Genomic DNA, 12,313 nt, shown 5'->3' on the forward strand with positions numbered 1-12,313 from the left:
TCAGGCCAGCCGTCCCGACGCAATCCACCAATCGGGATGACGCATTCGGAGCGACCGCTCCAATTCCATTTCCCGGCCGGCCTCGCACAGGCCGAAGACGGTGGCGCCAGATCCCGACATTCTCGCGAAATCAATGCCGTCCTCTGCGCCGAGCGTTTCAAGGATCTCACCGATTTCCGGACAGGTTTCGATCGCGGGCATTTGCAAGTCGTTGCGGCAAAGCCTCAATAGATCGGTGAGCTCCGACAGGGTTTCGAAGTTGTCCGGTAAGGGGGGAAGGGAAGCGTTTTTGCGGTTTTGCAGAGCTCTGAACACCTCCGGCGTCGACACGCCGAACCTGGGATTGACGAGAACCATGCCGCACTTCGGCATCTGCGGGGCATGCGACACTTCGCCGCCAATACCGCGCATCAGTTGCGGCTGAATCGAAAGACAGACAGGAACGTCGGCCCCAAGCTTCAAGGCGATCTCTTGCAGGCGGTCATCGTCGAGGCAGATCCCGGTGTGGTCTTCCAGCAGTCTGAGGGCGGTTGCCGCGTCGCTGGAGCCTCCTCCGATACCTGATGCCACCGGAAGCCTCTTGCTGAGCGTCATTTTGAGTTTCAGCGGACCGGTGCGGGCTTCCTCGGCAAACAGAGCTGCCGCCTTCAAGACAAGATTGTCTTCAGATGCGCCTTCCAGGTCGTGGGCGAACGGGCCTTCTGTTGAGAGCTCAAGCGTCTCGGACGCCTCAATCGACAGCCGATCGCCGATCTGCGGGAAAACGACGAGCGATTCCAGAAGATGGTACCCGTCTGTCCGCTGTCCGGTAATGTGCAGCGCCAGATTGACCTTGGCGCGCGCAAGTTCGGCTGCCGGAGCAGCGCCTGTCAACGCAGTCATCGTGAAACTGTTACCCGCCGTTTTTGTCACTGTCCGCCTTGGCGGCATCGGTGACAGACGGCTCCTTCAACCCGTTGGCAATCTTGTCCAGGATTTTCGGCAGATCTTTTTCGGCTGGCCCCAGGTCCCGCGCATGGTTCCACTGGAACCGCGCTTCATTGCGGCGCCCGACCATCCAGTAGGCATCACCGAGATGATCGTTGATGACGGGGTCGGCGGGACGCAGTTCGATGGCTCTTTCGAGTTCCTTCACCGCTTCCTCGAACCGGCCCAGGCGATAATAGACCCAGCCCAGGCTGTCGACGATGTATCCGTCGGTGGGACGCAGTTCCACCGCCGTCCTGATCATCTCCAGCGCTTCGTCCAGCTTGAGGCCCTGATCCACGAGGGAATATCCAAGGTAATTCAGAACCAGTGGCTGGTTTTCGTTGAGTTCAAGCGCCTTGCGGAAATCTGCTTCCGCCAATTCCCACTTGCCAAGACGTTCCCGCGTGATACCCCGGAAATACATCAAGAGCCAGTGCTGGGCTTCCAGTTCGGAGATCGTATCGATCCCCTGGGAATAAACGGTTTCAGCCTCGTCGTAGATCTCGTGAGACCGGAGGATGTTGCCAAGCGCAATCACGGCTTCCAGATCGGCCGGATCCGCAGTGATCAGCACTTCCAGGTGGCTGCGGGCTTCGTCGACCTTTTCAAGTGCATTGAAGTTCAGTCCGACCTGGATTTCGGCTTCGCGCTTCAGCACGCTGTCGTCGGGCACACGCATGAAGGCATCGATCGCGCGCGCCGGCTGCTGCATGCGTTCAAAAACGCTTCCAAGCGCAATCGCGGCAAACTCCGCAGCCGGATCCAGGTGCAGCGCGAGTTGCAGATAGGATGTGGACAGTTCCTCACCGCCGTCGCGGCCGATAACGGCGCCCAGCCCGTAGAGTATTTCCGCCATGCCCTGGGCCGGGTCCGAAACCATCGGCGGAACAACGTTGCCGCTCTCAAGGAACGCCCTGGTCTGCGCGATCTTGGGATGTCCGCGGAACTGCTCGTCATACTGATCGAGCGCGGCAACCGCTTCCTGCTGGCGGCCGTTTGCCGCCAGGATCCGCGCATACGCATCGACAACCCGGATCGCCGCCTGGTCAAGCGCATACGCGCCTTCGATCGTTTCCAGCGCATCCTGGTTTTTTCCGGCGGCGAATTGCAAGTGAGCTTTGTGGGTCGCCTTGAACACCTCGAACCAGTCCGGTCCACGCAGGTTGTCGATCAGTTCGATCGCCTCGTCGACCTTGCCGCTGCCATAGAGCGCCCACGCGCGCGAAATGCCGATGGAAAGCTGGGCAAGGGGCCCGTTTCTTCCTTTCGCGAGTGACTGATCGGCCTCATTGTAGTTGCCGTCTGCGATGTGCTGACCACCAAGCGCCAATTGCGCCAGGAAATTCTGCAAACCGGCGTTTTCGAGTTCTCCGGCGTAATGGACTGCCTCATCCACGTTACCGTTTGCCAGTTTCAGCAGAAATGTCCGCTCCAGCAGCATGGTGTTGGTGGGGTCGGCTGCAAGTGTTTCCTCATAAAATGCAGCCGCATGTCCATAGTCTTTCTGAAAGCCTGCGAGGCGTCCGGAAAGGTAACTTCCGGACAGTGTCAGCGGCAGGTTCGAGGGTGTGCCAAAGACCTGCGCCTTGGAGTCCGTATCCGCAAGGACAGACAATGGTGCGAGTGCGATCGTCGTCGCCAGCGCAAGAACCTTCAGTCGCGAACCTTTGCGGTCAACCCGGGATACGGCGCCGGCCAAATCAGTCATTGTTCCTCGCATTTTCGATCGATGGGCGGTTATTAGTTTTCGCTTATCACCCTTGAGAATGGCGTCTTTAAGGCTCAGCGGCAAGGCGTGCACGAAACTTTCTGAGGGTTTAAATCCATTTGATTTTGCTCTGCGTTGGAAATTGCTGTTGTTCTGTCTAGACAATGCGGCTTTCCGCCAAAAAAGGACTTGAAGACAATCCTTTGCCGTAGCAGGTATGTGCGGCGCAACAATGAACTGGAGGCGCTGCGTCTCCAGTGCCACGCGAGGAGAAGTTCAAATGGCCAAGTGGGTCTACAGTTTCGGCAACGGTGAAGCAGAAGGTGCCGCTGACATGCGCAATCTGCTCGGTGGAAAAGGCGCCAACCTTGCGGAAATGAGCAGCCTTGGCCTGCCGGTTCCGCCTGGCTTCACGATCACGACAGACGTCTGCACCTGGTATTACGAGCACGGCAAGACTTATCCGGACGAACTCAAGTCACAAGTCGCCGAGGCGCTGGAAAAGGTCGGTGCTGCGACCGGCAGATCCTTCGGGGATGCGGAAAGACCCTTGCTTGTGTCCGTGCGTTCCGGCGCGCGCGTTTCCATGCCGGGTATGATGGACACGGTTCTGAACCTCGGGCTGAACGATCGGACCGTGGAGGCGATCGCCAGGGAAGCGGGGGACCGCAGGTTCGCCTATGACAGCTACAGACGCTTCATCCAGATGTATTCGGATGTTGTCCTTGGTCTGGATCATCACGAATTCGAAGAGATTCTCGAGGATCACAAGGAGCGGAACGAGCTTGCTCTCGACACGGACATCGATGCCGATGCCTGGCTCGGCATCATCGAGAAATTCAAGGCGCTCGTTGAAGAAGAACTCGAGAGGCCGTTTCCGCAGGATCCCCAGGAGCAGCTGTGGGGTGCAATCGGCGCGGTGTTCAGTTCCTGGATGGTTCCACGGGCGGTCACCTACAGGCGGCTCCACGACATTCCCGGCAGTTGGGGCACGGCCGTCAACGTACAGGCGATGGTCTTCGGCAACATGGGGGAAAGCTCGGCGACCGGCGTTGCCTTTACCCGCAATCCATCGACAGGCGAGAACCTGCTCTATGGCGAATTTCTCGTCAACGCGCAGGGTGAAGACGTTGTCGCTGGTATCAGAACACCCCAGGACATCACCGAGCGTGCGCGGATCAATGCCGGATCCTCAAGTCCGTCGCTCGAAGCGTTGATGCCTGAGGCATTTGCGGAATTCCAGACCTACTGCGCGAAACTGGAAGCGCATTACAAGGACATGCAGGACCTGGAGTTCACGATCGAGAAGGGCAAGCTGTGGATGCTGCAGACCCGTGCAGGCAAACGCACGGCGAAGGCAGCGCTCAGGATCGCCGTCGATCTGGTCGAGGAAGGTCTCATCACGCAGGAAGAGGCGATCGGCCGGGTTGAGCCGGGTGCACTGGACCAGCTCCTTCATCCGACCATCGACCCCGATGCTGAGCGTGACATCGTCACGACCGGCCTGCCGGCGTCGCCAGGCGCGGCCTCGGGTGCGATCGTCTTCACGTCCGATGAAGCCGAGAAAGCCAAGGCGGAAGGCCGCAAGACGATCCTCGTCCGCGTTGAAACCAGTCCGGAAGACATTCATGGCATGCATGCGGCGGAAGGGATCCTGACCAGCCGTGGCGGCATGACAAGCCATGCCGCGGTCGTGGCGCGCGGCATGGGCAAGCCGTGTGTTGCCGGTGCGGGCATGCTGAGGATCGACTACCGCAACGGTGTGATCAATGCAGCGGGCAGGATGCTGAAGGAAGGGGACATCATCACGATCGACGGAGCAACCGGACAGGTTCTCTCTGGCGAGGTGAAGATGCTGCAACCGACGCTTTCCGGCGATTTCGGCACATTGATGGGCTGGGCAGACAACGTGCGCCGCATGACCGTGCGGACAAACGCCGAAACGCCGCAAGATGCCAAGGTTGCGCGTGAATTCGGGGCCGAAGGGATCGGCCTGTGCAGGACGGAGCACATGTTCTTCGAAGGGGAACGTATCGTCGCCGTGCGCGAAATGATCCTTGCCGACACGGAAGCGGGCAGAAGAGCGGCATTGGCCAAGCTTCTGCCGATGCAGCGGCAGGATTTCTCTGATCTTTTCGAAATCATGCACGGATTGCCGGTCACGATCCGGCTGCTCGACCCGCCGCTGCACGAATTCCTGCCGAAATCGGAGGAAGAACTCGGTGAGGTCGCCAGGGCGATGGGTGCTGATCCGGAGCGTTTGCGAGACAGGGCGCTGGTGCTGGAGGAGTTCAATCCGATGCTTGGGCATCGCGGCTGCCGCCTGCTGGTGTCCTATCCCGAGATAGCGGAAATGCAGGCCAGGGCGATTTTCGAAGCCGCGGCCGAAGCAGCCAAAAAGACAGGTGCGCCCGTTGTACCTGAAATCATGGTTCCGCTTGTCGGCCTGAAAGGCGAACTGGATCTTGTCCGCAAGAGCATCGAGGCGATGGCAAAGGCGGTTGCCGAGGAAACAAATACGGACCTGACCTATCAGATCGGTACCATGGTGGAGCTGCCACGCGCCGCGCTGAAGGCTGCCGAGATTGCCGAATCCGCCGAGTTCTTTTCTTTCGGCACAAACGATCTGACTCAGACAACCTTCGGCATATCGCGCGATGATGCAGCCTCTTTCCTGGGAACCTATCAAAGCCGTGGCATCCTGGAGCAGGACCCGTTCGTGTCTCTCGACCCGGATGGCGTGGGTGAGCTCATCAAGATCGGCGTTGAGCGGGGCAGATCCACGCGGCCGGACATCAAACTCGGTATCTGCGGGGAACATGGCGGCGACCCGGCATCGATCTCGTTCTGCGAGAGCGTTGGGCTGGACTATGTCTCGTGCTCGCCGTTCCGCGTGCCGATTGCACGCCTTGCGGCAGCGCAGTCGGCGCTCCGGCACAAGCAGTCCGGCTAAGGTTACGCGGGGCCAAGGGGCGTCCAAGAGCGGTTAGGAGGCATGTTGACGGGGTATCCTTCTCCCGAAGACCTTCGAGCGGGCAGCAAACGCTTGCTCGGCCAGGTTCTGACGCGCCTGGAAACGAGGGCGGAAGACGCGGAGACCGCCGCTTTTCTGGACACGCTGTGCCAGGAGACCAAGGGCTCGGTGCTCGGTCTGACCGGGCCGCCCGGCGTTGGCAAATCCAGCTTGACCGATGCCCTGATCAAGGCCTATCGCGCGGAAGGAAAACGGGTTGCCGTGCTTGCCATCGATCCTTCGTCTTCCGTCACGGGGGGCGCTCTTCTGGGCGACCGGACGCGGCTCAAGACCGATCCCCTGGATGACGGTGTCTTTGTCCGGTCCATGGCCGCGCGCGACCGGCTGGGCGGATTGTCCGATCAGGCGGTTGCTGCCATCACCGTTCTTCGTGCGGTTGTGGACCGCGTGATCGTGGAAACGGTCGGTATCGGGCAGTCCGAGGGTGATCTGAAACACGCTGTCGACACCGTTCTCTTGTGCATTCAGCCCGGTTCCGGTGACAGTCTTCAATTCATGAAGGCCGGGATCATGGAATTGCCGGACCTCGTGGCAGTAACAAAGTCGGATCTGGGGACGCTTGCACGCAGGGCGTCATCGGATGTTGCCGGGGCTCTGTCGCTTGCTCACCGGGAAGGCCAGGGCTGGCAGGTGCCCGTGACCGAAGTCTCTTCCCATACGGGCGCCGGGATTGCAGATCTGATTGCGAGCGCGGATACCCATCGCGATTATCTGGACCGGACAGGATTGATCTCAAGGCGCAGGCAGCAGCATGTCGCCTGGTTCAAGGACATGGTGCGCACTGAGTTCGGCCGCGCCGGGCTTGGCATGCTGGCCGGAGAAACCTGTGGCGACTGGACCTCGCGTGCCGCTGACAATCCATTTGAGAGCTTTCACGCCTTTGCCGCACAACTCGGGACGCGGCTTCAAGCCACGTAAAGACGTTTGCTGATGCACCGTTCAGCCAGCCGATGAGGCTTCTGCGCGTTTCGCCTGATGCTGAAGGTTTTCGGCAAACTGCTCGTTGTTTTCATTGTGAAAATCGTGCAGGAACTGGCTCAAGGCGACGCTCGTCAGCGGGCGTGAGATGAAGTAGCCCTGCATGCGGTGGCAGTCGTGAACCTGCAGGAACCGGATCTGGTCGATCGTCTCGATGCCCTCGGCAACAATGGTCATTCCGAGGGCCTTGCCGAGCTGGATGATCGAAACGATGATCGCTTCCGCTTCCGGATTGCCGTTCATGTCGGACACGAAATCCCGGTCGATCTTCAGCGTGTCAAACGGGAACCGGCGCAGATAGCTGAGGCTCGAATAACCCGATCCGAAGTCGTCCAGAGCGACTTTGATGCCAAGGCTTTTGAGACGCCTGAGTGCCTTCAGGACCGAGTCGTCCCGGCCCGCGAACACGCTTTCGGTGACTTCGATTTCAAGCCGCTGTGGGGGCAGGTCGTTGGCGGCGAGAATGGCCATCACCTTTTCGACAAACCGCGGATGCCTGAATTGGTTGGGCGAAACATTGACCGATACAACGACGCCCGGCCAATCGTGTGCACGCGCGCAGGCCTTGTTGAGCACCCAGATGCCGAGGTCGTCTATTAGGCCCGTCTCTTCGGCCACGGGAATGAACTGCGAAGGCGGTACGACGGTTCCGTCTTCCTTGGTCCACCGGGCGAGGGCTTCCACGGAAACGATCTTCTTCGCGTCCGTGTCGGACTGCGGCTGGTATGCAAGATCCAGCTGGTCGTTCTTCAGAGCGAGCCTGAGTTCGCGGGACATTTCGTCCTTTGACTGGACATGCTGTTCCATGGTCGGTTCGAAGAACGAACGGCGATTGCGGCCGTTCGCCTTGGCGTCGTAAAGCGCGATGTCGGCCTTGCGGAGCAATTCGTCCGGGTTCTTGCCGTCACGCGGAGCGATCGCCGCGCCCATCGAGAGGCTCGCGAAGATCTCGCGGCGGCCGATTTTAACCGGTCGGGCGATCTCGTCCTGCACCTGGTCCAGAATGTATTCCAGCCATTCGTCGTTTTCGCAGTCGCTGAGGACCATCGCGAACTCGTCGCCGCTGATGCGCGCAACGATACCGTTGCTGGGGAGCACCTGTTTCAGGCGGCTGGCAACGCCGACAATGACCTCGTCGCCGGCGGAGTGCCCGAGCGTGTCGTTGATGTCCTTGAAGTGATCGAGATCGATATAGACAACGGCGGTGTTGGTTCCGTTCTGTTCGCCTTCGTCGAGGATCTTGGTCAGAAGCGCCTGGAAACTGGACCTGTTGGGCAGGCCGGACAGGGCATCGTGGCGGGCGGCGTGAACGGCCTTCGCCTCGCTTCGGGCAAGGCGCTTCGTCATCTCGCGCGTGAACAACGTCACCGCAATGACGACGGCGGCGATCAGAAAGGCCGCAACCGCGAGAAACGGGTTGATGCGCTGAAGCATCTGGGTCCCCGGACGGCTGGCTTGCCACGCGATCACGCCGATATCCTTGCCTCTTGGTGATTGAAGGGCGTAGGTGCCGACGCCGTGGCGGTCATTCTGATCCTGCGCAAGCACGAAGCCCTGCAGACGCGACATGTCCGAAATGTTGTTCAGTTTCTGGCCACGAAAGGGGATGAGGCTAACGAGGACAGCGGGTGCCTCGCGGTCACTGAAAACCGTCTGGATCTGCGGCACAACCGCGGCAGCCGTGAAAAGATGAGGTTCACCCAGGAGGGAAACGATGCCGGTTTCGGCGATCGAATGATGATTGGTCTCGCCTTGGGGCACGAAGCGAAAGAGGCCCGAAGGGGTCGGCTGGAAAGAGGTGATGTACCGTGCGCGCGCCTTTGCGATCGCGGGCGCCATTTCTTCAATCAGCCCTTTTGTCATCCAGTCGCTGTCGTCATCCTGCGAGAAGACGGACGCGACACCGAAGTCGGCATCAAAAAGAACCGACTTCGAAAAGCCGTGGTTGCTCGCAAGCCAATTCATCATGTTGTCGCGTATCCAGCGGTCATTCGCTGCCGGGTCCTTCACCGCGCGGAACGCCTCATCCCAGATCACGACACCGGTCTGCTGCTTGGCGATATAGTTCTGCGTGAGCTGGAGGGCGCCTCCGACCAGCTTGTGCTGGGATTCTTCGGCAGATTCATCGGACAATCGCGCGGACCAGTTCATCAGTCCGAAAATGCCGGCAACCGAGGTCATCACGACGATCAGCATCGGAAAGACGATCGCACTTGCGATTTGACCACCTGAGTTTTTGATTGATCTGTTCATGCATAGGCCCGGTTGATGTGGGCCGAGTATTGACGAAGCGGGTTAAAGAAAGTTCCCAAGATACTAGTAAAATAACGGTAAAATTCTACGAAAGTTCACCGAATTGGCTTTCTGCTGCACAAACGTGTGGCAATGGGCGGGATTCGGGGAAACCTGAATTGCCGGAAGGGGTTTCAGATGAGTTGAAGCTCACGCAAACTGACGTTTTTTCTCAGGCCGATGATTATGTGATCATGGATTTCGATGCCGAGCGGCGTCGCGATCTCGATGATGGTCTTGGTCATCTTGATGTCCGCGCGCGACGGGGTCGGGTCGCCCGATGGATGGTTGTGAACCAGGATGAGCGCGGTTGCCGCGTGCTCAAGGGCCCGGCGGATGATTTCGCGCGGATATACCGGTGTATGATCCACCGTTCCGGTCTGCTGTACTTCGTCTGCGATCAATCCGTTCTTGCGGTCCAGAAACAGGATGCGGAACTCTTCAATTGTGTTCAACTCCATCGAGGCGCGAAGATAGTCGATCACTCTCGGCCAGGAATCGAGCAGTTGGCGTTGTTTCAACTCGGATCTGTGATAGCGGGCGATTGCAGCGTGCACGGCTTTCAGCGCGTCGATGCTGACATCAGACAGGCCGGGTATCTCGCACAAGCGCTCGCGCGGTGCCGCGAGTGCGGCGGAGAAAGAACCGAAACGCTGCAGCAAGGCTTTGGCAATGGGTTTGGTGTCCCTGCGGGGCAGGGCCGAGAACAGAAGAAATTCCAAAAGCTCGTAATCGGCGAGACTGTCCTCACCCGACCTGCGGAATCTTTCGCGAAGTCTCTGACGGTGTCCCTTTGTTGTCAGTGTTTCGCCGCCCGGTCCAGGTTCTGCCGCCACGTTGCTCCTCCGGTCGCGCATGGCGTGCTTGAAACACGCTTCATGATTGCAGGATCAGATGAAGCGTATTTCAAATTGTCTTGAGACGCCAGAGGAACGGACACCTGGCGGGACACCAACTGCATGGTGCGTCGCCACAACGGGAACAGCCGTCCCCGTGGTGACCGGGCATTGCGTTCCCGGTCGAAGTTTAGCTGCTCAGTCGTCCGGAAGTCCGGGCTTGTGAATGCCGTTCGGTGAGGTGGTGAAGATCTGGCAGCCGTCGGCTGTAATGCCGACCGAGTGCTCGAACTGCGCCGACAGCGACCGGTCCCGTGTCACTGCGGTCCAGCCATCGCCCAGAACCTTGACGTGGGGGCGGCCCAGATTGACCATCGGCTCGATGGTGAAGATCATGCCGGGCTTGAGTTCCACTCCCTCGCCGGGACGTCCGTAGTGAAGGATGTTGGGCGTGTCGTGGAACAGCAGTCCCAGTCCGTGTCCGCAGAAATCGCGCACGACCGAGCAGCGCTGGGCTTCCACGTAAGTCTGGATCGCGGCGCCGATATCGCCGGTCGTGTTGCCGGGCTTTGCCGCCTCGATGCCGCGCATCAGGGATTCGTAGGTCACGTCGATCAGGCGCTCCGATGCCCGCTTGATCGGACCGACCGGATACATGCGGCTTGAATCGCCATGCCAGCCGTCGAGAATGAAGGTAACGTCGATATTGACGATGTCGCCTTCGCGCAGGGCCTTGTTGTTCGGAATGCCGTGACAGACCACGTGGTTGATCGAGGTGCAGCAGGATTTGGTGTAGCCGCGATAATTCAGCGTTGCCGGCAAGGCGTTGTGGTCCATGCCGTACTGGTAGACGAAATCGTCGATTTCCTGCGTGGAGGTGCCCGGTTTGACAAGCGCGGCGAGTTCATCGAGACAGGCGGCGGTCAATTGCCCGGCGCGCATCATGCCTGCAAAGTCATCCGGACCGTAAAGACGGACCTGACCTGTATTCTTGAGCGGGGCTTCCGCGGCGTCGATATAGCTGACCATTGCGCAACATGTCTCTAGGGTTGGGGGACCGGGTCCGGGACGTTCCGCGCGAAGCGGTCACCATGTGCCTCGATATCTGAGAAGTCACATACCGCCCTATGGCTCGAATTTCCAGTCATTGTCGATCTTAAATCGGCCCGGTCCGCAAACTCCCCGGCCTTTTCCTGAAAAGAGAAGACGCCACCTTGCGAAATGCCATCAGGCCGGATAGGTGAGTGGAACCGGCGGGCGTGGTGGAACTGGTAGACACAAGGGACTTAAAATCCCTCGGCCCTAGGCTGTACGGGTTCGAGTCCCGTCGCCCGCACCATAAGGCTTCAGAGCGCGGAATGATTGTCTTCAACCGAAGGGACCCGTTACTTCGTGTTCCGGCCAAATGGCTGCTGCGATGGAAGACTGTCCGAACACCAGCCAAGGTGAAATGCACAAGATGACACTTGCCTGCAAAGACGGTGCTGCGGCCGTTTTCCTGAACGGGATCGCCAAGACATTCGAAAACGGAACGCGTGCACTCGATGCGGTTGATTTCAGTATCAGTCGAGGGGAGTTTCTGTCACTTCTCGGTCCGTCGGGCTGCGGCAAATCCACCTTGTTGCGGATCCTCGCGGGTCTGGAAAAACCGAGCCACGGATCGGTTGCATGGGAGGGTGAAGGTGGCAGCGCGGGCGAGCATGACCTTGGCTTTGTGTTCCAGGAACCGACGCTTATGCCCTGGGCGAGCGTCCGTGACAACATCCGGTTTCCGCTGCGCGTCAAGAAGGTATCCGGAGAGGTCGAGAATAAGCGCATCGCCGAGGTGCTGGAACTGGTCGGTCTCGACCGGTTTGCAGACAGTTATCCGCACGAGCTTTCCGGTGGCATGAAGATGCGTGTCTCCATCGCCCGGGCCCTTGTTACCGAACCCAAGGTGCTGCTGATGGACGAGCCTTTCGCCGCGCTTGACGAGATTACGCGTTTCAAGTTGAACGCGGACCTGCTGCGTGTGTGGCAAGCGACTGATTTAACCGTCGTTTTCGTGACCCACTCGGTGTTTGAGTCGGTTTTTCTGTCAGAGCGGATTGCGGTCATGAGCGCGTCGCCCGGACGCATATCGGACGAGATCCTGATCGACCCGGCACATGTGCGCGACGAGCGGTTCAGAACATCGGCAGACTATGCTGCGCTTTGCAGGCAGGTGTCTGATGCACTGCATCTGGCAATGGTTGGTGAAGCAGCAAGTGCCTGAAACAGGAACGGGAGCGATCTCCGGAACGGCTGTATCCACCGGCTTCGGATTTGCCTCTTTCCTGCCACATACTGCCCACGTCCAGCAGGCGCAGGGCTCATCCAATTTCCACAGAAATGCCAGAAAGCCGCTTTCAAAGCCCCGATTTTTCCAGGACGCCAAGTGTAAACTCCTCTGCTTTTTCTCGCACCAAATATTGATTTCTGTATTGGGCGCTTTCTGGCGCGTCGGAATTGTATCAG

At 59.2% G+C, this 12,313-nt stretch carries 8 protein-coding genes and 1 tRNA gene; 4 read left to right on the top strand and 5 right to left on the bottom strand.

Translation table 11 applies throughout. The annotated features are described in order from the left end of the window. Both RDA78_RS19305 and RDA78_RS19310 read right to left on the bottom strand, forming a co-directional pair. On the bottom strand, positions 1-882 hold the full coding sequence (locus RDA78_RS19305) for a 4-(cytidine 5'-diphospho)-2-C-methyl-D-erythritol kinase (protein ID WP_434051441.1): 882 nt from the start codon (positions 880-882) through the stop codon (positions 1-3). A 10-nt stretch (positions 883-892) separates the two neighbouring features. After that, entirely contained in the window at positions 893-2,677 is a 1,785-nt protein-coding gene (locus RDA78_RS19310; protein ID WP_434051442.1) for a tetratricopeptide repeat protein, read from the bottom strand. Positions 2,678-2,957: 280 nt separating this feature from the next. Here RDA78_RS19310 and ppdK point away from each other — a divergent pair, with 280 nt between their 5' ends. Together ppdK and RDA78_RS19320 are read left to right on the top strand one after the other, a co-directional pair. Then, positions 2,958-5,630, top strand: a complete 2,673-nt coding sequence (ppdK, locus tag RDA78_RS19315; RefSeq protein WP_434051443.1) for a pyruvate, phosphate dikinase — start codon at positions 2,958-2,960, stop codon at positions 5,628-5,630. A 42-nt stretch (positions 5,631-5,672) separates the two neighbouring features. Next, positions 5,673-6,629: an ArgK/MeaB family GTPase gene (locus tag RDA78_RS19320; protein WP_434051444.1), complete on the top strand. Its 957-nt coding sequence runs from the start codon at positions 5,673-5,675 to the stop codon at positions 6,627-6,629. Between the two features lie 21 nt (positions 6,630-6,650). Here RDA78_RS19320 and RDA78_RS19325 read toward each other — a convergent pair whose 3' ends face one another. The 3 genes from RDA78_RS19325 to map form a co-directional block, all read right to left on the bottom strand. Further along, positions 6,651-8,942, bottom strand: a complete 2,292-nt coding sequence (locus RDA78_RS19325) for a putative bifunctional diguanylate cyclase/phosphodiesterase (protein ID WP_434051445.1) — start codon at positions 8,940-8,942, stop codon at positions 6,651-6,653. Positions 8,943-9,115: 173 nt separating this feature from the next. Further along, the gene (gene radC, locus RDA78_RS19330) at positions 9,116-9,838 is read right to left on the bottom strand and encodes a RadC family protein (RefSeq protein WP_434051446.1); all 723 of its coding nucleotides are present in this window, start codon (positions 9,836-9,838) and stop codon (positions 9,116-9,118) included. 177 nt (positions 9,839-10,015) lie between these two features. Then, positions 10,016-10,846 (bottom strand): type I methionyl aminopeptidase, encoded by an 831-nt coding sequence (map, locus tag RDA78_RS19335; RefSeq protein WP_434051447.1) that lies wholly within the window; start codon positions 10,844-10,846, stop codon positions 10,016-10,018. Between the two features lie 224 nt (positions 10,847-11,070). On the opposite strand from map, the gene RDA78_RS19340 reads away from it, so the two are divergent. Next, positions 11,071-11,156: transfer RNA gene (locus RDA78_RS19340), tRNA-Leu, on the top strand. 120 nt (positions 11,157-11,276) lie between these two features. Then, positions 11,277-12,071 carry an ABC transporter ATP-binding protein gene (locus RDA78_RS19345; RefSeq protein WP_434051448.1) on the top strand — a complete coding sequence of 265 codons (795 nt, stop codon included), beginning with the start codon at positions 11,277-11,279 and terminating at the stop codon, positions 12,069-12,071. The last annotated feature ends 242 nt before the right edge of the window (positions 12,072-12,313 follow it).

Origin of the sequence: Roseibium sp., from assembly GCF_051016195.1 — a bacterium.
Lineage (GTDB): Bacteria > Pseudomonadota > Alphaproteobacteria > Rhizobiales > Stappiaceae > Roseibium.